The organism is Terrisporobacter glycolicus ATCC 14880 = DSM 1288, from assembly GCF_036812735.1.
Taxonomy (GTDB): domain Bacteria; phylum Bacillota; class Clostridia; order Peptostreptococcales; family Peptostreptococcaceae; genus Terrisporobacter; species Terrisporobacter glycolicus.
The window spans coordinates 529264-552070 of record NZ_CP117523.1; the positions used below are offsets into that span (position 1 = coordinate 529264).

Here is a 22807-nt window from a genome sequence, read left to right on the forward strand (position 1 = left end):
GCCTAGTAACTACTTTTTACAATAATATACTTAAAATTAATGAATATGCTAAATAGGCAATTTCATTAGCATATTTCTTTAAACTTATTATTATCTGATTTTAAATTATTCAAATATATTTCTTTTGTATCTATAGTATTATTTGAAGTTTTTTTATTATTAATAGATTTTTTATTGCTAAATTCTGCGTGTAAGGCTTTTTTTATAGATACAATACTAATAAGCATTACTATTGCAAAAGGGAATGCGGATACTATAGATACCATTTGTAATGTTTCTAATCCGCCTGATATAATTAAAGTTATTGCTAATAAGGCTTGAATTATTCCCCATGCAATTTTGTTTTTGTTACTAGGGTTTAAATCTCCATTAGATGTAAACATTCCTAATACATAGGTAGCAGAATCGGCAGATGAAATAAAGAAAGTGCATAAAAGTATCATAGCTATTACAGATAATACTCCTCCCAGATTATAATTTGCCAAGACTTTAAATAATGCTGTTTCAGTAACTGTAATTGAATTTCTAGCAAAATCAATACCTAAATCCATACCTAATGTTCCAAATACTGCAAACCAAATCATACAGGCTAATGCAGGGACTATTGTTACACCAATTATAAATTCTCTGATTGTTCTACCTTTTGATATTCTTGCTATAAATATACCAACAAAAGGAATCCATGCTATCCATAGTGCCCAATAAAAGACTCTCCAATTAGCTATCCATGATCCATTTTTGTCTATAAATAAACTCTGAGATACAAATGTTTCTAGATATAATCCAGTTCCATTTAAAAAGTTTCTCATCATATTAGATTGAGAACCAATTAGTACTGCTCCACCTAAAAATAGAAATGATAAAATTAAGTTAATATTTGATAATAATTTAATTCCCTTATCTAAACCACTTGTAGAACTTTTTATATATAAGAACGTAGCCACAGTAATTATAAGTATTTGTATAAAAATAGTATTTTTAATATTAAATAAGTATTCTAATCCACCAGCTATTTGCATAGTGCCCATACCTAAAGATGTAGCAATACCAGTGACTGTTGTAAACACTGCTAAAATATCAATAAATTTACCTATAGGTCCTTTTACACCATCTTCTCCTATGATAGGCAAAAATATACTACTTATTAATCCTGGTGCACCTTTTCTAAACTGAAAATATGCAAGAGCAAGTCCCATGATTGAATATGCTGACCAAGGTGTTATACCCCAATGCATAAAAGATTGTTGCATTGCAAAATTTATTGCTTCGGTACTTCCTGGCGGTGAATTAATGGGATTTACAAAATGTTTCATAGGCTCAACTGCACTAAAAAATATTAAACCTATACCCATTCCTGCTCCAAATAACATGGAAAACCAAGATAAATTATTAAATTCAGGTCTATCATCATCTTTACCAAGTCTTATATCACCATATTTACTAAAAATTAAGAACAATGTAAAAAGCACTAGTAAAAACATTACTACTAAGTAAAGCCAGTTGAAATTAATAATTACTATATTATATAAATTTTTAGAAATCTGCTTAAATAAGTTTGGAGCTATTAAGCCAAACCCAATTATAAAACTAGTGAATATTATAGAGATTATAAAGACACTATTTTTATTTTTTATATTCATAATATATCCTCCTAATTAAGTTTTAATATATAAACAACTTGCAAAAAAAATAAAGTTGTTTTATAACAACCTCATTATAACATGACGTTGTTACTTTTGCAAATTCATGAATTTGTATATAAACTATGTATGATAAATAATTGTGAAGTTTCACGGAGGAAGTATTTTTATAACTCACAAAATTTATATATTATATATATTAAAAAAATGCTATATTTATAGTAGGTGAACTTGCAGATTTATGATTTGTCAACAGTAGGTTATAAATGAAAGGATGAAGAGAATGTTTGAAAATTTAAAACAAGCTGACATGGAAGTTTATAACAGTATGAAAAGAGAACTACTTAGACAACAGAGAAATATAGAGTTGATAGCATCAGAAAACATAGTATCAATGCCAGTCATGGAAACTATGGGTAGTCATTTGACTAACAAATATGCAGAGGGATACTCTGGAAAGAGATATTATGGAGGATGTGTACATATTGACGAAGTTGAGACTTTGGCAATAGAAAGAGTGAAGAAAATTTTTGGTGCAGAACATGCCAATGTACAACCTCACTCTGGGGCAAATGCAAATATAGCAGTTTACTTTGCTATATTAAAACCAGGAGATAAAGTAATGGGAATGAATTTATCTCAAGGAGGGCATTTAACTCATGGTTCTCCAGCAAATATATCTGGACAATATTTTGAATTCCATGAATATGGAGTGACTAAAGATGGATTTATTGATTATGATAATGTGAGAAAAGTTGCTAATGAAGTGAAACCTAAGTTAATAGTGGCAGGGGCAAGTGCTTATCCTAGAGCAATTGATTTTAAAAAGTTCAGAGAAATAGCTGACGAAGTTGGAGCATTGTTAATGGTAGATATGGCTCATATTGCAGGTTTAGTAGCGGCAGGGCTTCATCAAAATCCTTGTGAAGTGGCAGATTTTGTAACAAGTACAACTCATAAAACTTTAAGAGGGCCTCGTGGAGGAATAATTCTTTGTAAAGAAAAATATGCAAAAGCTGTAGATAAAGCTATATTCCCAGGAACTCAAGGAGGTCCATTAGAACACATAATTGCCTCCAAGGCTGTTTGCTTTAAAGAAGCTTTAAGTGATGAGTTCAAAGAATATCAAGGTCAAGTTGTGAAAAATTGCAAGAAATTAGCTGAAGAACTAATGAAAAGAGATTTTAAATTATTAACTGGAGGAACAGATAATCATTTAATATTACTTGATTTGACTAATAAAAAAATAACAGGAAAAGAAGCTGAAAAGAGATTAGACGAAGCTTACATTACTACAAATAAAAATGCAATTCCTTTTGATCCAAATGGAGCAAATGTAACTAGTGGAATAAGAGTAGGTACTGCAGCAGTTACAACAAGAGGAATGAAAGAAGAGGACATGGCAGTTATAGCAGAGGCTATAGACTTATGTTTAACTGATGATTTAGAAGATAAGGCTAGAAATCTAGTTATTGGACTTACAGAAAAATATCCTTTATATGAGGAATATAATTTGATGGACTAATAATTTTAAGATAATATAGTAAATTATAATATTGAAGGGGCATATCAATAAAGATATGTCCCTTATTATGTTCAAGATTTAAAAGAACAATAAAGTTGAAGCAATTAGAAATTGACCAGTATAATAAGTAATCAAGTTTACTGCAGACAAAAACTTTTTATGATGTTTATCAAATAATATAAAAGATAAGACTATATCTGAGAATATGAATAGTAAGGCACCAACTAAAAGTAAATATGTTCCCATGTCAAATTTTAATAAAAATACTAGTTTTATAGACTCAAAAGTCATTAAGCAAATGATAAAAGAGTAAATACTTGTCGGTAGTAACATATCTTTAAAATCTATATTTTTATTGGATTTCAATATTGAAATAGCAACAAAGGCTGAAACCACAGCTACTAGTAAGTCAATAATATTAAAGGAACCTAAATGAACAAAAGCCCAAATATACATTACATGAGTTAGTGAAAAACTAACAACTCCATAGAGAAAGTATTTATTTAAAGAGCCATTCTTATGATTTATTTTAAGTGCAAGGAACATATCTCCAAATAAAGAAAAAATCAGACCGATAATTATTAATAAAAAATAATAATTATCTCCTGGTGATTTCATATGACATATTATCCCTGTAGAGATAAATAAAATACTAGTAATAGTTTTGAAAATAAATGCGTAATTCTTTTTTGGCTTATATTTGAAGTAAATTAGTGTTAATAATGATATGAAAAATAATATTAAATTTATATAATAAGCTAACATGATACTTATTCCCCCTTTAATATTATTATAATATGATTTGCTATGATAAATACTTTTTTAATTGTATTAATAAAATCCTTTTACTAATTTAGGTAAATATTCTTTCTTCAATTGTAAATAATCTGATTTTGTTAGTTCGAATCTATGAGATACTTGGAGATTTCTTTTAGGTTTGTATGTCTTAACATATTTAAATCCTAAGTTATTTAGAGATTTTGGTGTATATTTATTTTCTGAATATGTTAATGCTACCAATTTATCTAAATCTAAAAGTTCAAAGCCAGTAATAAGAGTTATTACTGTCAATTCTGTAGAATAATCATTACCCCAATATTTAGGATTTATACAAATTCCTACTTCGCCTTCTTTTGATTTAGTTCTTATATTGTTAATCCCTATATTTCCAATTACTTTTTTATCATTTTTATGATAGATAGCATAATTACCTACCTTACCCTGTTTGTAATTATTAATAAAAAATACCTGAACGAATTTTTTAGTATCATTAATAGTTTTATGTGCATTAAAAGGTAGATATTGTACTACTTTTTCTTGGCTAAGATATTCATAAATATCAGGTACGTCCTGTAATGTTGCTGGTCTAAGTATAAATCTAGGTGTTTCAATAATTTTCATCTGTGGGTATTGAGAATTTGAAACTTTATAACCAAATATATTATTCATAATTTTAACCTCTTGATTTTAGATTTACTATAGATTATGAATTTTGGTATAAATATGTTAAATTCACAAAGTTTATAATTATAAAAATTAAAATTTAGAATCAACTATTTTTTCTATTTATTTCCAAAATTATACTGTTTAAATTGACACAAAAAGTATATAAATTATAATGAAAAGTAATTATAAATATAAAAAACTAAAAAAATGATAATAGATAGGGAGGTACCATATGGAAGAATCAAGATTTATTGAAATGATAAAAAGAAATCCTTCTATTATAACAACTATAAATAATCCAACAGATGAAATGAAATTATTAGCCTTAGGAAGAAATGGGCTTTTATTAAAAAATATAAAAAATCCAACAGACAAAATGAAAGAACTTGCTTTAGAAAATAATGTAAGAGCAATTCAATATATAGATGATCCAAGTGAGAAAATGATGATAAAAGCTGTAAATGAAGGATGGAGTATTTTAGATTATATAAAGAATCCAACAGACAAAGTAATAAGACTAGCTATAGATAAGTCAGGATGGGCAATTCAGTATATAAAAAATCCTAGTGAGGAATTACAACTACTTGCAGTAAGAAAAAATTATGATTCAATAAAATATATACAAAATCCAACTGAAAAAGTGCAAGAAGAATCTGTGAAAATTAGTTATGATGCATTAAGATATATTAAATCGCCAAGTTTTAATACTAAATTATTAGCTGTGAAAAGTAATGAGTCAGCGGTGAGACTTATGCATGATATAAATAAAGAAAATGCTATTGAATTTTTAAAAATAAATATTTTAGTGATTAAACATATACCCAGGGATATACAAAAACAAATAAATTTAGGAGATTTACAAGAAATACTAAAAGAAGTATTAAGTAGTGAAAATGTGGAAGAAAAATATGTGCGAGATTTTCTAAACTGTACTGCTATAGATAGAAATAGTGAGACTTTTGCAATGGACAAGATTTTGTTTATTTATAAATATGGAAGTAAAAAAGCAAAGAAAATAGCTGTAGATGAAAAGTTAAAGATAATGTAGGAGAGAGAGATTATGAATTTTATAGATACATTAAAGAGTGTAGAGTTAGTATTATCTACTGAAGAAGTTCCTTTAGTAGTAGGTGAAAGTGGAATAGGAAAAACAGCATTAGCTAAAAAGCTTGCCAAGGATAATGACTGGACATTAGTTACTATTGATGGGAACCTTCTTAAAGAAGGTGAAATAGGAGGACTTCCAACAGTTGAATCTTATGAAAGTAGAGATGTTAATGGAAATAGAATTGAAAAGAAAACTACTATTTATGCTGTTCACAATAAATTAAGGGAAATTGATGAAGAAATAAATAAAGGAAGAAGTGTACTTTTATTTATAGATGAAATAAATCGTTGTGAACATACAGTTCAACAAGAACTTATGAACTTAATTTTAAATAGAGAAATAAATGGATATAAATTACCTCAAAATGTGAAGATACTAGCAGCAATGAATCCATCAAGCAAATATGGTTCAGATTTTGATTATCAGGTTGTGGATATGGATGCTGCACAAGAAAATAGATTTGTTTGGTTGAATATGGAGCCAGATTATAATGGATGGATAAAATGGGCAATAGGTTCAGGATTAGAGACTAAGGTTATAGAGTTTATTTCCACATTCCCAGAGTATTTACACAAAATAAATGATGAGGACGTTAGAGCAACTCCAAGAAGTTATGAAAGAGTATCTAAAACTTATAAAATGTACAAAGAACAACAAGACACTATACCAAGATCTGTATTTGTAAATGTTATAAAAGGTAATGTGGGAAAAATCATTGCAGAAGAATTTGTAAGTTTTGTGGAGTCTAATCGCAGTACATTAATATCATTTGATGATGTTTTTTCTAAAGAAAATTTAGATGAAAATGTAATAGAAGGGATAAAAAATGAAAGTCACACAAGACTTTATATAAGTGCTATGAACATACTAAAAGCACTGGAAAATAAAATAAGAGAAGATGAAAATAATACATTCCTTATAAATAGATTTGTTGAATTTTTAAGACTATATCCAATAGATTTAATGGTTGGAATTATGAAGGATATGAAAATTAGTTATAATGAGGTATACAAAAAAGCTATAGAAAATGAAAATTTTGTGGATGTGTACTTTCAAGCTTATAATTCAATAAGGAGCTAATTATGGAAACTTATTTTGAAAAAGAAAGAAAATACCTTTATGAAAAAGCTATGGAAGTAGTTAATGCAGGTGAAATGTTGAAAGCATATCGTAAGGGTGAAAAATATGAAGTAATAATGGAAGAAGAATATAATAGGGAATTTTTTGATCTTGTTGACAAGGTAAATTTAAGTTTAATGGAAGATAAAGATAATTTTTATGGTTACTTTTTATTTCAAATGGAAAAAGTCATAAGATTTGATATGACAAGTGCAACTTCTGTTAGTTTCAAAGGTGCAAAATATGTAATCTACTTTAATCCAATTATTTTCTTGGAACTTAATATAAAGCAAATGGAGACTACTATAAAGCATGAAATTCTTCATATAGTATCTCAACATTTAGTTAGAGGGAAGGATTTAAAAGATAAATACACTACTTTAGCAATTAATATGGCAATGGATGTGGTTGTAAATCAATATTTGAATTATTTACCACCCTATGCAATTACATTAGAGTATATAAATGTGAAATATAACTTAAAGCTGGAGTCTTATAAAACTTTTGAGTATTATTTGGAAAAAATTCAAACAGAACTAGATTTACAAAAAGAAAGTGATGAAGGTGAAGAAATAGATAGTAATGAAAATGTGGCTGTAGAGTTTGATATAGAAAAAACTCATGATTCTTGGGATGAGTCTGATGAAATAGATGAAAAAACTTTAAAAGAATTTACAGAAAAAATAGCTGATAATTCACAAAAAGGAAGTATTCCGAATTACCTGGAAGGAATGATAAAATCTTTAAAAAGTAGCAAAGGAGAACTTCCTTGGAATTTGTACTTAAAAAAACTAATGGGAACTGTGGAAGCTAATAAAAAGAAGACTATAACAAGAAGGAATAGAAGACAACCTAATAGACTAGATCTTAGAGGGGAACTTAGAGGTCATAGGTCAGAAATTGCTGTAGCTATTGATATAAGTGGAAGTATAAGCGATGAAGAATTCAAACAAGCAATTAAAGAAGTCCTTAGCATTGTTAAAAATTACAACCAAGAAATTACCGTAATAGAATGTGACAATGAAATTAGAAGAACATATAAAGTAAAATCAGTGAAAGATGTGAAAGACAGAATTGCTACAGGTAGAGGGACAGAATTTTCACCAGTTTTTCAATATGCTAACAATAAAAAGTTAAACTTATTAGTATACTTTACTGACGGAAAAGGCGAAGAAAGACTTAAAGTAGTGCCAAGAGGGTATAATATTTTATGGGTTATATCTGGAAGAGGAGATAATCTTTCAGTACTTAAACCTTATGGAGCTGTAAAAAAATTAAGTAAAGTTGAAGTAAAAGAAGAAATTATAGATATGATTGATATTAGAAGTGATGGTTATTCTATGAATAATCAACAACCAATGCTATAAATAAATAGGATGTTTTAAAATACTTAATGGTTTTAAAACATCCTATTTTTATTGAAACTTTTAAAAATTTGCCTTTTTATGAAAGATAAAATATATTAGAGAAACCATAAGTGATACTATTAGTAAACTTAAAAATAGGAAATAGTTATTTATATTATAAATAAATGCAGATACTAAAGGTCCAACGGCATATCCTAAAGATTCACATCCTCCAACAAAGCCAAAAACAATCCCTTTGATTTTAGGAGAATTGCCAAATTCACTTAAGGAGCTTTGAAGAGCTGCATTTAAAAAAGTAGCACCTAAAAAATATAAAATAATTATTACAGTGAAAATAGAGACATTTCGAGTAAAACTAAGTCCTAATAAAGTTATATTCATAACAAAAAATGATAATATAATTTGTTTATTATTTCCTATTTTATCTGCAATAGAACCAGCTATTGGTGCACCAATACCAAAAACTATTAAGTAGATGGAAATAATAGCAGAAGAGTAAGCTATGGACGTATTAAGTACACTTTTTGTATAAAAATGAATTAATGCTACAACACAACCATAAATATAATCACCTAAAAAAGCTATGCTACCTAGAACTAAAATTTTGTAGACAAGTTTATATTTTTTTATTTCATAAAGAATGTCTTTAAACTTTACCTTATTTGTAGTATTTTTGTTTTTACTCTTAAAACATTTTTGATTATCACTTTTAATTTTAAAAATTATATAAATAGCAGTTAAAAATATTCCAGCAGAAGATAAGTAAAAAGCTAGATTGTAATTATTAAATTTAGTAACGATGAAACCGCCAATAGCACTACCAATACCTCCTCCTAATGTAAAAACAGCAGATGCTAGACCTGTACACTCACCTCTTTTTTTCTCGTCTAGAGAGCGAGATAATATGGAATAAGTAGCAGGTGCTGCCATTCCAAGTACGCCTCCTTGAATTATATAAAGGTAGCTTGCAGCCTGTCCAGTTTTAAAGAGTGTGTAAGATAGAGGTATTACAGCCATTAAAAGAATAGCTAATATCAAGGTGGATTTGTCTCCAAATTTATCAGAAATTATACCAAAAGGCATTTGAATTAATGTTTTTGCTACTCCATAAAGAGACAGAACAGTTCCTACCATAACAGTAGCAATTCCGAATGAATTTAAGTAAAGTGGGATAATGGGAATCATAACAGAGTAAAATATTCCAAATAATAGTCTATATGTACAAAAAAATCTCAATTCTTTTTTAGTAAAAAGAACACTTTTATCAAATATCATAAGTTTCTCCTATAAAAAATAATAAGTACAAATTATCATTATACATAGTTTTTCAACTAAATCTCAAGTCTATTCATCATATCTATATGAAAAAACTCATAAGATTATGTATGAGAAGATGTTAAATACTAAAGTTGGTGGTGATAAAAATATTAAAAGAAGTATTTCAGCTATATATAGATAGAAGTGATTTTTTTTTAGAAATTCTTTTGCAACATATGATGATTTGTGGAATAGCTATTGTAATAGCCTCAATTATAGGAATTTTACTTGGAATAATTATTAGTGAATTCAAAACAACTACTTCTCCAGTTCTTTCTTTAGTAAATTTTATTTATACAATCCCATCCATAGCCTTACTAGGATTTTTTATACCAATATCAGGTATAGGTGATAAAACGGCTATTATAGCTTTGACAATATATGCATTACTTCCTATGGTTAGAAGCACATATACAGGGATTGAAACTATAGATTCTGCCATAATAGAATCAGCAAAGGGAATGGGAAGTACAGATTATCAAATTTTATACAAGATAAAGCTTCCTTTAGCTACAACAGTTATACTGTCTGGCCTTAGAAATATGGTTGTTATGACAATTGCACTAGGAGGGATTGCATCATTTATTGGTGCAGGAGGATTAGGAGTAGCCATATATAGAGGAATTACAACAAATAATGCAGCATTAACAGTATCAGGAAGTTTATTAATTGCAGTACTAGCGCTGGTAGTCGATTTAATTATTGGACTAATAGAAAAATTTATAAAAAGAAAATGGAAATTAAATTAAAAAGAGATAAATTTAATTTGGGAGGGAAAAATGAAAATTAAGGAATGTTTCAAAAGAATTTCTATGGTATTAATGATTTTGACTATAAGCATTACGACAGGTATATCCTGCTCAAAAAAAGAGAAATCAGAAGGAACTATAAAAATAGCTACTAAGCCTATGACAGAGCAGTTTATTTTAAGTGAGATGATAGGTCTGTTAATAGAAGAAAATACAGACTTAAAAGTGGAAATTACTAAAGGTATTGGAGGAGGAACGAGTAATATTCAGCCAGCTATGGAAAAGGGAGAATTTGATTTGTATCCAGAGTATACTGGAACAGGATGGAGCTTTGTACTTAAAGAAAATGAAATTCCAGATGATGAGGTTTTATTTAAAGAGTTGAAAAAAAAATACAATGAAAAATATAATTTTAAGTGGATTGGTTTATATGGATTTAATAATACTTTTGGATTAGTAATAAGAAAAGATTTATCAGAAAAATATAATATTAAAACTTACTCAGATTTAGCTAAATATGCCTCAAAACTTACCTTTGGCGCTGAGTATGATTTCTATGAAAGAGACGATGGATATGATGCATTATGTGAAACCTACGGATTAAAATTTAAAGATGTCAAAGATATAGATATAGGATTAAAATATGATGCAATAAATGCCAAAGAAATAGATGTAATGAATATGTTCACTACAGATGGTCAACTATCCGTTTCAGATGTGACAGTTTTAGATGATGATAAACACTTTTACAATACTTATTATTGTTCTACTGTTGTAAGAGAAGAAACTCTAGAAAAATATCCGGGATTAGAAAAAGTGTTGATGAAAATGGATAATATTATTGGTGAAAGAGAAATGGCTAAATTAAATTATGAAGTAGAAGGAAAAAATAGAGATGAAAAAGAAGTAGCCAAGGAGTTCTTACAAGAAAAAGGACTTATAGAATAGGTGGTGAAGTGTCATAGAAGATAATATTATAAAATTTCAAAATGTAAGTAAAAGATATAAAGATAAAATTGTACTAGAAAACTTTAATTTAAATATAAAAAAAGGGGAGTTTTTAACAATAATAGGTAGTTCAGGGTGTGGAAAAACTACAGTACTTAAATTAATAAATGGGCTTATATATGCTGAAAAAGGAAAGGTAATTGTCAATGGTGATGACATTTTGCAGACTAATAAGATTTACCTAAGAAGAAATATTGGATATGTAATTCAAGATATAGGACTTTTTCCTCATATGACTGTAGAAAAAAATATATCGTATGTATTGAATTTATCAAAAATAAAAAATAAAAAATTAATTAAAGAGAAGGTAAATGCAATAATAAAATTAGTTGGTATGGATTATGATATATTAAAACGATACCCAAGTGAATTATCAGGAGGGCAAAAACAAAGAGTAGGTATAGCTAGAGCTCTAGTTTCAAGTCCCAAAATTTTGCTAATGGATGAACCTTTTTGTTCAGTAGACGAGATTACTAGAAGGATATTACAAGAGGCAATAATTGACATTTATAAAAATTTAGGTGTTACTATAATTTTTATTACTCATGACATAAAAGAAGCCTTAAAACTTGGAACAAAAGTGGCAGTTATGAATGAAGGCAAAATAATTCAATATTCATCTCCTTGTCATATTAAGGAAAAACCACAAAGCGATTTTGTCAGAGATTTGGTAAGAGGTTATTAGTTTTTATATAGATATATTAATATAACTTCTTGTAACTTGAAGCAAATATATACTATATGGTAGATTTAAATTAACAATAAATAAGGAGATAAACCTATGAAAAAAATAATTACTATTTTTATCACTACATTAATAATATTTTCATTAGTTGGATGTAGCTCAGATAAAGTTGATAGAGATCCGGTTTTATCAGAAAGTTTAACAAAGGTATTAGATAAGATTTATGAAAGAGCAGATTTAGATGAAGAATTTAGAGCATCTTTAAAACATTATGAAACTGTAGAATTAAATAAAGAAAATATACAAGGATATATAGGGGACATAGACTTTAAATTTGCAGAGGGAATATGCTCAGCACCTATGATGAGTTCTATACCTTATGAGTTAGTATTACTTAAGTTAGATGATAATGCTGATGTAGATAAGGTTAAAGCAACAATAAAAGAAAACGCAAATCCAAGAAAATGGGTATGTGTTGAGGCAGAAGAAGTAATAGTAGAGAGTATAGATAATACAGTGCTATTTTTAATGGCAAATAAAACTGAAGCAAGTCCAATAAAAGATGCTTTTATGAGTTTATCAAAAGTTAAATAGTAAATAATATATAAAAGGCCTGGAGATACAATTTTCAGGCTATTTTTGCATAATGAAATTTTAAGGAGGTAGGAATTGTTATTTTCAAGTATAAGTTTTTTATATTATTTTTTGCCATTAACAATAATGATTTACTTTACATGTAAAAATAAATATAAAAATTTAATATTGTTTTTAGTAAGCTTGTTTTTTTATTTTTATGGAGAACCGAGTTATACTTTATTAATGTTAATTTCTGCTTTTAGTGGATATATTCATGGAATGTTAATAGATAAATATAGAAATAAAAAGTATTCAAAGTTATTCTTAATAAGTAGTGTGATTATAAGTTTAGGGATTTTGATTACTTTTAAATATGGAGATTTTATAATAAGAAACATTAATTATATATTATGTGCAAATACAAAACTATTAAATCTAGCACTGCCAATTGGAATTAGTTTTTATACATTTCAAATTCTAAGTTATGTTGTGGATGTGTATAGAGGAAAAGCAAAGGTATGTAAAGGTTTTATTGATTTCGCCACATATGTATGTTTATTTCCGCAACTTATTGCAGGACCAATAGTAAGATATACAACAATACAAGAAGAGTTGAATAGTAGAACTCATTCTTTTGAAAACTTTGCCTATGGTGTAAATAGATTTATTGTAGGCCTTAGTAAAAAAGTAATCTTGGCAAATAATCTAGGAATGCTTGTATATTTGATGAACAATAATATGGAAAAAAGTATTTTGTCATACTGGATAGTAGCTATTGTTTTCCCATTACAAATTTATTATGATTTTTCTGGTTATAGTGATATGGCTATAGGACTTGGAAGAATGTTTGGTTTTCATTTCTTAGAAAACTTCAACTATCCTTATATTTCAAAAAGTATTACTGAATTTTGGAGAAGATGGCATATATCACTTTCAAGCTTTTTTAGAGATTACGTATATATTCCTTTAGGTGGTAATAGAGTAAGTAATCTAAGGTGGATTTTTAATATATTTGTTGTATGGTTTCTCACAGGACTTTGGCATGGAGGCAGCTGGAACTTTGTATTATGGGGACTTTATTTTGGCACATTGCTAGTAATTGAAAAGTTATTATTAAAAGATATAATAAAAAAATTACCAAGATTTATTCAACATGTTTATGCTAAGTTTTTTATTATAATAAGTTTTGTGATTTTTTATAATGAAAATATAAAAGAAGTATTTAATAGCCTATATAATATGTTTAATTTTAATGGATTGATTATGTACAATGAATTCTCTGCTTATTATTTAAAAAGTTATACAGTGATTTTAATCATAAGTATAATAGGAAGCACACCTTTATTAAAAAATATAATTGAGAAAATAAGAAAAAGCTCTGCAGGAGAAAGAACTATTTTTCTAATAAATCCCTTATTTAATATGATTTTACTAATAATAGTCACTTCGTATTTAATAGACGGCTCTTTTAATCCATTTTTATATTTCAGATTTTAAGGAGGGATTAACATGGATATGAAATCAAAAAATAAAATAATTAGTATAAGCTTTATTATCATGTTACTTGGATTTATGTTTATCAATATTTTTTCAAAAGATAAAGAAATATCTTATGAAGAAAGAAGGAAATTATCACAATTACCTAAGTTTACAGTAGAAGAGCTTATAGAAGGTGAGTATTTCAAAGATATGGAAGATTATTTTTTAGACCAGTTTTCACTAAGAGATAATTTTAGAAAACTTAAAGCTTTTATTAATACTGAAATTTTTAAAGAAAAAGATAACAATGATATTTATATAATAGATAATAGTATTTATAAAATGGAATATCCCCTAAACGAGAAATCTATTTATAATAGTACAGATTTGTATAATAAAATAGCTTCTACATATTTTAAAAATTCAAATATATACTATACTATTGTACCTGATAAGAATTATTTTGTGTCAAAAGACAAAGGATATTTAAGTTTAGATTATAAGAAATTAATAAATATAATGAACAATGACACTAAAAATATGAAGTATGTTGATATTATAAAAGATTTAGAAATAAAAGATTATTACAATACAGACTTACATTGGAAACAAGAAAATTTGCTTACTGTGGCAGAAAATTTACTTAAAACAATGGAAAATAAAGGTAGTAGTAACAAGTATGAAGAAAAAAAGTTTGACTATTTTTATGGATCATATTATAGACAAGCTGCAACTAATATTAACCCCGATAAACTTATTTATTTAAATAATAAGATAATTGAGGGTTGTAAGGTATATGATTTTGAAAATCAGGAGTATATAAAAGTTTATAATGATGAAAATTTTAAGAATGTTGATTCTTACGATGTATATTTAGGAGGACCTAAACCTCTTTTAAGTATAGAAAATCCAAATAACACAAGTGGAAAAGAGCTTTATATATTTAGAGATTCCTTTGGGAGCAGTTTAGCACCATTACTTATAAGTGAATACTCAAAAATAATTTTAATAGATTTAAGATATATAAACTCTACTAAATTTGAAAAATATATTCAAACTGAAGAAAATAGTGACGTGCTATTTATGTATAATACATTAGTTTTAAATAATAGTGGTATAATAACTAAGTTTTTTAGCTTATGATTTATTTAGTAGATATTAAAAATTTATTAAAATGTAGTTACTAAGAATTGGAAACTGGTAGCTACATTTTTTGTAGGTATAATTATAAAAAAATGTAAAGTTAACTTGACATAAAATTATAATCTGCTATTATTAAAGTGTGTAAAGTGTGCTTTACATAAACTGATAAGGAGTGCACTATTTATGAACAATAGATTAGAAGAAATTAGAAAACAAAGAGAAATAACACAAGAAGAGCTAGCAGCAGCACTGAAGGTTTCTAGACAAACTATTAGTTCTTTGGAAAAGGGAAGATATAATCCTTCTATTATTCTTGCTTTTAAAATTGCACGATATTTTAATATGCAGATAGAAGAAATATTTATTTATGAAGAAGAAAAATAATTTTTATATCTAGTAGGGAGGTATAGATAATGAAAAAGAGTTTGGTAGATTATAGTTTTACTATATTAGGTATACTATTACTTGGGTTAGGTTTATTTCTTATAAAATCCATATCAAATCCACAAGGGATTATGCAAACACTACCATATATTTGTGTTGGGTTAGGGTGTGGGGTTTTTGGTCATGGCATGGGTAATATATTAGGTGAAAGGGCTATGAAAAATAATCCTGAGATAAAAAAACAATTAGAAATAGAACAAAATGATGAAAGAAATATTGCAATTGGCAATGCTGCAAAAGCCAAGGCCTATGAAATGATGATTTATGTATTTGGAGCACTAATCCTTTCTCTTGCTCTTATGGGAGTAGATATGGCGATTATACTATTACTAGTTTTTTCTTATTTATTTGTAGTATTTTATGGTATATTTTACAGATTTAAATATGACAAAGAAATGTAAATAAGAAACAATAGAAAATATATAGTAGTATTTTTCAATATAAATAATATAAGGAAGTTTTAAGAGATGCAGTAACGGATGATGTTCTAAACGCATGAGGTGAAGCTTATCAAGTTATAGCACAAGTATTTATTGATGTAGAAAAAGATATGTATGCAGAAAAAGGATGGATAGCCAATAGGTAATCCATCCTTTTAAAGTATGTCTTCTAAAGTATATTCACTTAAAGTGAGTTTAAATGAATTCAGAGCATCATTTATAATAGGTTTTAGTTTACAACAATCATTTATAGAGCAAGTATTATTCTCAAGAGAAAAACATTCAAGAATATTTAAGTTATCCTCAGTTGTTTCAAGAAGTTTGCCTAAGTTTATATCTTTAGGATCCATACCCAATTTTATACCACCATTTCTTCCTTTAGATGATGAGATATAATTATTTTTAGATAATTTATATACTATTTTCTTTATATGATGAGTTGATAAACCTAAAATGGATGATAGTTCATCAACAGTAGAAAGATTATCTGGATGATTACCTAAATACATTAGTATTCGAAAGCTATAATCTGTAAATTTTGATAAATACATTATAATCTCCTTTGATAAGATAGTTTATATATGTATTATTATATAAATTCCTAAGTATTAAACACAAGATAAATAATAAATTTTTAGATTTGAAGTTTAAATTAATATAAAAAGTATATTTAGCTTAGGATAATAATTACAAATATTTTGAAGGAAATATTATACTGTGGTGTTGGTAAGATGTTTATTTTATGAATTCGATAGTTCACGAAATAGAAAATTTTATGTTAAAATTATAGAAGGGTAAAAATAATAAAAAAATTTTGAAAAAACTGTTTAAGGTTAATAATACGTGGTATTAATATAGCATAATAAAAAATTAAAACTAAACAGTATATAATATTTAGTTTATATAAAAATTAGGGAGGAATATAAGATGAAAAAATTTGTTTGTACAGTATGTGGTTATATATATGAAGGAGAAGCTGCTCCAGAAGTATGTCCAGTATGTAAAGTAGGAGCTGAAAAGTTCGAAGAAATGAAAGGTGAAATGAATTGGGCTGATGAGCATAGAATAGGTGTAGCCCAAGGAGTTGACGAAGAGATAGTTGAAGGATTAAGAGCTAACTTCGTTGGAGAATGTACAGAAGTAGGAATGTACTTAGCTATGTCAAGACAAGCTGATAGAGAAGGACATCCAGAAGTTGCAGAAGCTTACAAGAGAATAGCTTTCGAAGAAGCAGAACATGCTGCTAAATTTGCTGAATTATTAGGAGAAGTAGTTGTTGCTGATACTAAAGAAAACTTAAGAGTTAGAGTTGACGCTGAGTACGGAGCAACTGAAGGAAAATTAAAAATAGCTAAGAGAGCTAAAGAATTAGGATTAGATGCTATACATGATACAGTTCATGAAATGTGTAAAGATGAAGCTAGACATGGTAAAGCATTCTTAGGATTATTAGAAAGATACTTTGGTAAACAAGCTTAATTAACATAAAAATAATAATTTACAAAAGCTGTATTACACTTAATAAAAGGTGTAATACAGCTTTTTATTTAAAAAAACATTTAGAATATGAAAAATATAACCCTTTAAATAAAATGTTTGTAACTAATAATTAAAAAACTACCTCTTACAAAGATAAATTAACCACTTACTCTAAATTCGTTTACAAAGAAATTCTAATGACTATAATTGATAATGTGGAGAGTGAAGATATGAAAATACGAATTGAAGTTGATGAAAGAATTGAAGAAGATGAAGTAATAGTTAGGTGCAGCCAATTAAATGAAGAAGTGAGTAATATTCAAAAAGCCATAACTGAAATAATCTCACAGAAAACGCAAATTACTTTTTATAAAGATAATGTGGAGTACTATATATCATTGGCAGAAATATTATTCTTTGAGACAGAATATGCTAATATTAGTGCCCACACAGGTGACGATATTTATCAGGTTAAGTACAAGCTTTATGAACTTGAAGAGATTTTACCAGATAATTTTATGAGGATATCAAAATCTACTATATTAAATATAAATCACATTTACTCCATAACACGAAACCTAACATCATCAAGTATCGTTGAATTCCAAAATACACATAAACAAGTGTATGTTTCAAGACATTATTATAAACCACTAAAAATTAAGTTATTAGAAAAGAGGAGATAAAATGAAAAAAGAAAGAATTTTTTGGGGCCTTTTGCTTGTATTAGGAAGTGTTGCTTTAATAGTTAATAAACTTGGCTACTTTGCTAATATAAATGTATTTAGTGTATTATTAACAGTTTTTCTCTTGGGAATTATGATAAAAAGTACACTTAGAAGAAGCTTTCCAGGAATATTATTCCCATTAGCATTTATTTGCATTATATTTGATAATCAACTAGGTATTACAGCAATTACACCATGGACAGTATTAATAGCCGCAACTCTTGGTAGTTTTGGTCTTTCCATGATTTTTTATAAAGGACCTAGATGGCATCACTATAAACATAAATATGATTGTAAATATGATGAGTATGAAACTATTAATATTGAAGATGAAGGTCATATAAAATTAGGTACTAGCTTCGGTGGAAGTATCAAATATATTAACTCAGATAAATTTGAGCAAGCAGATTTAGATTGTAGCTTTGGTTCAATGAAGGTATATTTTGATAATACCAAGTTGTATAATGGACGTGGAGTAGTTAGAATAGGTGCATCATTTTCTGGAGTAGAGTTATATATACCTAAGACTTGGACTGTGGAGAATAGGGTTAATACATCTTTTGCAGGTATAGATGAGAAAAACAGAAATATTGGAAATTCAGATAATATTTTAACCATAATAGGAAGTGCTAGTTTTTCAGGTGTAGAAATAGTATATGTATAAATATTATAAATAAACTAAGGGTATTTCAATAATGTAACACGCCCCAATTGTTGGACCAAAATTCTAACGATGGGGGTGTTTTTTATGTGGTCAAAATATTTAAAAAATGTGATATTATTAAGAGGTATATGTAAAAATATAAGAGTACTAAGTAATAAAGAAAGATGAGGTGAAACTTTGCAATACATATTTAAATTAGACAAAGAAAACAAAATATTTTATAAAACATTGCTTACCTTATGTATTCCAATAATAATTCAGAACTTATTATCAACTTTAATAAATATGGTTGATACAATTATGGTTGGAGGGCTGGGAGAGGTATCAGTGGCAGCAATTGGTATAGCTAATCAATACTTCTTTTTATACAACATGGCTTTATCAGGAATTATAGGAGGAGCAGGTTTATTTATTGCTCAATTTTTTGGAAAGAATGATAAAGAAAATATAAGAAAAATTACAGCTTTAGGATCATTATCTGCTCTAGCTTTAGGAATAATATTTGCCACTATGGCAATTTTTTCTCCAAAGTTTATAATTCATTTCTTTTCTCTTGATGAAAGTGTAGTTGAAATTGCCGTAAATTACTTTTTAATAATAGGATTTTGTTATCCTATAATTGCAATTAGTAATGTATTTAGTATGGGATCGAGAAGTATTAGAAATCCAAAGCTTGGAATGATTTGTAGTTCTATATCATTAGTATTAAATATAATTCTAAACTATATATTTATATTTGGAAAATTTGGAATGCCGGCTTTAGGTGCTAGCGGTGCAGCCTTGGCAACAGTTATATCGAGAATAGTTGAGTTAATATTGTTAGTTAGTTATGTTTATTTTATTAAAAGTGATTATGAATTAAGATTTACTTTTAAAGATATAAAATTAATCAATAGAGATTTATTTAAGGCGTTTATATCTAAAACAATACCTGTATTTTTTAATGATACTTTATGGGCATTTGGAACCGTATTGTATGCAGTGGCTTATTCTAAAGCGGGAACATCAGCTATTGCAGCCAGCCAAATTGCATCAAGTACAGGAAATTTCTTTATAATGACATCAGTATGTATAGCTATTGGCTCATCTATTATGATAGGAAATGAATTAGGTGCGGATCATATAGAAAAGGCAGTTAGCTATTCTAAGAAGTTCGCCATACTAGTATGTTTAGCAGGGGTAGTTTTTGGTGGATTACTAATTTTATCAATTCCAGCACTTCTAAAAGTTTTTAGTGTAAGCCCAGGTCTTGCACCAGATATAAGAAAGATATTTATTGTAATGGGAGTATTAATGGCACTAAAGACATTTAATACTTTTATAATAATAGGAGTACTTAGAAGTGGTGGAGATACTAAATATGCTTTAACTCTAGAAATGGGATGCATGTGGTTTGTATCATTGCCTTTAACATTCCTTGCTGCTTACAAAGGTGTTCCTATTTATATTTTAGTTGCTTTAACTTATACAGAGGAAATTGCAAAATTTATATTTGGTGTACCAAGAGCTTTGTCTAAGAAATGGGCAAACAATATTGTAAAAGACATATAAAATGGTTAACAGAATGTTAAAACTTGTTTACTAAGTTGACTTTTTTTGATATTAGAGTTACAATCAAACTATTATCGGTCAACTGACCGACAAGGGATAAGGAGGTATTTCATGGGAACATATATTAGGGAACCTATTAATGGATTTACTCATTTAGGTGGAGCAATTCTTTCTTTTGCAGGTCTCTTAGCATTAGTAATAAAAACTACATTAACAAGTGCATCTGCTATAGACTTAACTGCAGTAATCATATTTGGAATAAGCATGATTTTGCTTTATGCAGCATCAGCTACATATCATTTAGTAATGGCATCAGATAAGGTAATTGCATTTTTAAGAAAATTAGATCATTCTATGATTTTTATACTTATAGCAGGATCATATACTCCATTTTGTTTAATTGCATTAGAAGAGCACAAAGGTTGGATTTTATTTACAGTTGTTGCTACAATAGCAGTTTGCGGCGTTCTATTCAAAATGATTTGGTTTAATTGTCCTAGATGGATATCTACTTGTATATATATAGGTATGGGATGGATATCAGTATTTATGATAAAACCACTTTATAGCTCTATACCATTTGGAGGGATATTTTTATTACTTATGGGAGGAATATTTTATACCATAGGAGCAGTAATATATGGGCTTAAGCCATCTGCACTTAAATTTAAAAATTTAGGATTTCATGAGATATTTCATATATTTATCCTTTTAGGAAGTTTATGTCACTTTATCTCAGTGTTTGAATATGTAATATAAAACAAAAATCACCCACTCTAATTATTAGAATGGGTGATTTTTGTTTTAATAATTTGTAACTAAATATGAATAAAACATAAAAATAATAGAAAGACCATATGGCTAAAAATCGTATATAATATAGTCAATATGTAATAAGGGGGATATTATGTTAAAGGATATAAATGTAAAAATAAACCGAATAAAGGATCAGGTTGCAGAGAAAAAAGTATTAGAAGAAAAGCTTAATAATCTGGATAAAGAAATTTCTATGTATGAGTGTGAATTGAGAGATTTAGAAGAAATTTTAAATAAGGAACTACACGATGTAGAAAAACTAAAGAAGGTATCTTTATCAAGTATTATATGCACAATTATAAGAAATAAAGATGAAAAGATTGAAAAAGAAGAAAAGGAATATTTAATAGCAAAACTTAAACATGGTGACTGCTTTTCTAGAATTACTTCATCTAAAAACAGCAAGTTAAGAATAGAGGATAGATTAAGCTCATTAGAGAATTGTGAAAATAGGTATGCTGAGTTATTAGATACAAAATTATCCCTAATAAATATATATGGAGATGCAAATGAGAAAAATAGAATTATAAACATGGAAAAAGAACTAGACAATTGCCTTAAAGGGCTTAAGGAAATGGAAGAATCTATAGAATCTGGGAATATTTTATATGAAGAAATTGCATATACAAAAGAAATATTACAGTCTGCAAAAAACTGGGGAACTATTGATTTACTTGGTGGAGACTTTATTTCTTCCATAGCAAAGCATGAAAAAGTTGACCAAGCTCAAAATCAGTTTATAAGAATTTCAAATTTGTTATGTAATTTTAATAAAGAATTAAAAGATATTAATATAGATAGCTTAAATTTTTCTAATACCATGAAAACTTTTGATATATTTTTTGATAATATATTTACAGATATATCTGTAAACAGTCAGATAAATAATTCTTATGAAGATATTTGTAAATTACAAAGAGAAGTTGATATTATTCTAAAAAAATTAAAAGATAGCAAAGTAAGCTTACATGAAGTTATAGATGACAAGAAAGATGAATATGATAAATTTATAAATAGTATTTAATCTAAAAAGGTATTAATAGATGAAAATTAAAAACTTACATCTATTAATACCTTAACTTTTAGGAAATTTTGTCGTCATAATTTTTTATTCCTTTATTAACTATAACAACAAACCATACTAAAGCTATACCTAAAATAGCATGGCCAAGACCTGATATGTGGCTAAGACCAGCAAAATCACTATTACTAACTTGTAATATACCCCTATAAACTAATGTAGAAATTAAATATAGAAGACCTATATTGTAAGTTATAATCCATGATTTAAAACCTTTTATTTTAGAAATGTTAAAGTTCTTTTCTAGTAGTAATACAATTATAAAAAATATGAATCCAAGCATTAATGTATGTGTATGAGTTACACTTAAAGATGTCACTCCAGTGAAATTATTTATTTTTGTAAACTCTCTATAAAAAACTCCTAATACCAACCCTAAAATCAAATAAAATGTTGAAATCTTAAAATATTTTTGCATATCCTACCTCCCGCAAAATAATTA

24 protein-coding genes are annotated in these 22807 nt (G+C 27.4%); 18 read left to right on the plus strand and 6 right to left on the minus strand.

Annotated features, from left to right (window positions below; all coding sequences use genetic code 11):
• Positions 1 to 65: 65 nt before the first annotated feature.
• On the minus strand, positions 66 to 1640 hold the full coding sequence (locus TEGL_RS02765) for a BCCT family transporter (protein WP_018592426.1): 1575 nt from the start codon (positions 1638 to 1640) through the stop codon (positions 66 to 68).
• Positions 1641 to 1923: 283 nt separating this feature from the next.
• On the opposite strand from TEGL_RS02765, the gene glyA reads away from it, so the two are divergent.
• Positions 1924 to 3165, plus strand: coding sequence for a serine hydroxymethyltransferase (gene glyA / locus TEGL_RS02770; RefSeq protein ID WP_018592425.1), 1242 nt, complete (start codon positions 1924 to 1926; stop codon positions 3163 to 3165).
• Between the two features lie 78 nt (positions 3166 to 3243).
• Here glyA and TEGL_RS02775 read toward each other — a convergent pair whose 3' ends face one another.
• Together TEGL_RS02775 and TEGL_RS02780 are read right to left on the minus strand one after the other, a co-directional pair.
• Positions 3244 to 3930: a lysoplasmalogenase gene (locus tag TEGL_RS02775; protein WP_018592424.1), complete on the minus strand. Its 687-nt coding sequence runs from the start codon at positions 3928 to 3930 to the stop codon at positions 3244 to 3246.
• A gap of 66 nt (positions 3931 to 3996) precedes the next feature.
• Positions 3997 to 4614, minus strand: a complete 618-nt coding sequence (locus TEGL_RS02780; RefSeq protein ID WP_018592423.1) for a GNAT family N-acetyltransferase — start codon at positions 4612 to 4614, stop codon at positions 3997 to 3999.
• Between the two features lie 229 nt (positions 4615 to 4843).
• Here TEGL_RS02780 and TEGL_RS02785 point away from each other — a divergent pair, with 229 nt between their 5' ends.
• Genes TEGL_RS02785 through TEGL_RS02795 form a run of 3 tightly spaced genes read left to right on the plus strand, consistent with a single transcriptional unit; the run spans position 4844 to position 8205 of the window.
• Positions 4844 to 5659: a hypothetical protein gene (locus TEGL_RS02785; RefSeq protein ID WP_018592422.1), complete on the plus strand. Its 816-nt coding sequence runs from the start codon at positions 4844 to 4846 to the stop codon at positions 5657 to 5659.
• 12 nt (positions 5660 to 5671) lie between these two features.
• Entirely contained in the window at positions 5672 to 6799 is a 1128-nt protein-coding gene (locus tag TEGL_RS02790; protein ID WP_018592421.1) for an ATP-binding protein, read from the plus strand.
• 2 nt (positions 6800 to 6801) lie between these two features.
• Positions 6802 to 8205 (plus strand): VWA-like domain-containing protein, encoded by a 1404-nt coding sequence (locus TEGL_RS02795; protein WP_018592420.1) that lies wholly within the window; start codon positions 6802 to 6804, stop codon positions 8203 to 8205.
• A gap of 60 nt (positions 8206 to 8265) precedes the next feature.
• On the opposite strand, the gene TEGL_RS02800 is transcribed toward TEGL_RS02795, so the two are convergent.
• Complete coding sequence (locus TEGL_RS02800) at positions 8266 to 9480, minus strand: MFS transporter (protein ID WP_018592419.1); 1215 nt, start codon at positions 9478 to 9480, stop codon at positions 8266 to 8268.
• 140 nt (positions 9481 to 9620) lie between these two features.
• Here TEGL_RS02800 and TEGL_RS02805 point away from each other — a divergent pair, with 140 nt between their 5' ends.
• The 8 genes from TEGL_RS02805 (at position 9621) to TEGL_RS02840 (ending at position 16007) form a co-directional block, all read left to right on the plus strand.
• Positions 9621 to 10271 (plus strand): ABC transporter permease, encoded by a 651-nt coding sequence (locus TEGL_RS02805; RefSeq protein ID WP_018592418.1) that lies wholly within the window; start codon positions 9621 to 9623, stop codon positions 10269 to 10271.
• A gap of 30 nt (positions 10272 to 10301) precedes the next feature.
• On the plus strand, positions 10302 to 11219 hold the full coding sequence (locus TEGL_RS02810; protein ID WP_018592417.1) for a glycine betaine ABC transporter substrate-binding protein: 918 nt from the start codon (positions 10302 to 10304) through the stop codon (positions 11217 to 11219).
• Between the two features lie 67 nt (positions 11220 to 11286).
• A complete protein-coding gene (locus tag TEGL_RS02815) occupies positions 11287 to 11964 on the plus strand; it encodes an ATP-binding cassette domain-containing protein (RefSeq protein WP_422397142.1) in 678 nt (225 codons plus the stop codon).
• A 96-nt stretch (positions 11965 to 12060) separates the two neighbouring features.
• A complete protein-coding gene (locus TEGL_RS02820) occupies positions 12061 to 12558 on the plus strand; it encodes a hypothetical protein (protein WP_018592415.1) in 498 nt (165 codons plus the stop codon).
• A 75-nt stretch (positions 12559 to 12633) separates the two neighbouring features.
• Positions 12634 to 14037 (plus strand): MBOAT family O-acyltransferase, encoded by a 1404-nt coding sequence (locus TEGL_RS02825; protein ID WP_018592414.1) that lies wholly within the window; start codon positions 12634 to 12636, stop codon positions 14035 to 14037.
• 12 nt (positions 14038 to 14049) lie between these two features.
• Positions 14050 to 15162 (plus strand): DHHW family protein, encoded by a 1113-nt coding sequence (locus TEGL_RS02830; RefSeq protein ID WP_018592413.1) that lies wholly within the window; start codon positions 14050 to 14052, stop codon positions 15160 to 15162.
• Between the two features lie 183 nt (positions 15163 to 15345).
• Positions 15346 to 15546, plus strand: a complete 201-nt coding sequence (locus TEGL_RS02835) for a helix-turn-helix transcriptional regulator (protein ID WP_018592412.1) — start codon at positions 15346 to 15348, stop codon at positions 15544 to 15546.
• 29 nt (positions 15547 to 15575) lie between these two features.
• Complete coding sequence (locus tag TEGL_RS02840; RefSeq protein WP_018592411.1) at positions 15576 to 16007, plus strand: hypothetical protein; 432 nt, start codon at positions 15576 to 15578, stop codon at positions 16005 to 16007.
• Positions 16008 to 16201: 194 nt separating this feature from the next.
• Here TEGL_RS02840 and TEGL_RS02845 read toward each other — a convergent pair whose 3' ends face one another.
• Positions 16202 to 16597, minus strand: coding sequence for an RrF2 family transcriptional regulator (locus tag TEGL_RS02845; protein WP_018592410.1), 396 nt, complete (start codon positions 16595 to 16597; stop codon positions 16202 to 16204).
• 376 nt (positions 16598 to 16973) lie between these two features.
• Between TEGL_RS02845 and TEGL_RS02850 the strand changes: the two genes are divergently transcribed.
• The 6 genes from TEGL_RS02850 to TEGL_RS02875 all read left to right on the plus strand — a co-directional run bounded on the left by TEGL_RS02850 (position 16974) and on the right by TEGL_RS02875 (position 22308).
• A complete protein-coding gene (locus TEGL_RS02850; protein ID WP_018592409.1) occupies positions 16974 to 17525 on the plus strand; it encodes an NADH peroxidase in 552 nt (183 codons plus the stop codon).
• A 230-nt stretch (positions 17526 to 17755) separates the two neighbouring features.
• Positions 17756 to 18211: a LytTR family DNA-binding domain-containing protein gene (locus TEGL_RS02855; RefSeq protein WP_018592408.1), complete on the plus strand. Its 456-nt coding sequence runs from the start codon at positions 17756 to 17758 to the stop codon at positions 18209 to 18211.
• Between the two features lies 1 nt (position 18212).
• Positions 18213 to 18917, plus strand: coding sequence for a LiaF transmembrane domain-containing protein (locus TEGL_RS02860; protein WP_018592407.1), 705 nt, complete (start codon positions 18213 to 18215; stop codon positions 18915 to 18917).
• 177 nt (positions 18918 to 19094) lie between these two features.
• On the plus strand, positions 19095 to 20468 hold the full coding sequence (locus TEGL_RS02865; RefSeq protein WP_018592406.1) for an MATE family efflux transporter: 1374 nt from the start codon (positions 19095 to 19097) through the stop codon (positions 20466 to 20468).
• A 111-nt stretch (positions 20469 to 20579) separates the two neighbouring features.
• Positions 20580 to 21227: a PAQR family membrane homeostasis protein TrhA gene (gene trhA, locus TEGL_RS02870; RefSeq protein ID WP_018592405.1), complete on the plus strand. Its 648-nt coding sequence runs from the start codon at positions 20580 to 20582 to the stop codon at positions 21225 to 21227.
• Positions 21228 to 21375: 148 nt separating this feature from the next.
• Complete coding sequence (locus tag TEGL_RS02875) at positions 21376 to 22308, plus strand: hypothetical protein (protein WP_018592404.1); 933 nt, start codon at positions 21376 to 21378, stop codon at positions 22306 to 22308.
• Positions 22309 to 22366: 58 nt separating this feature from the next.
• Here TEGL_RS02875 and TEGL_RS02880 read toward each other — a convergent pair whose 3' ends face one another.
• Entirely contained in the window at positions 22367 to 22783 is a 417-nt protein-coding gene (locus tag TEGL_RS02880) for a DUF2871 domain-containing protein (RefSeq protein WP_018592403.1), read from the minus strand.
• Positions 22784 to 22807: the final 24 nt, after the last annotated feature.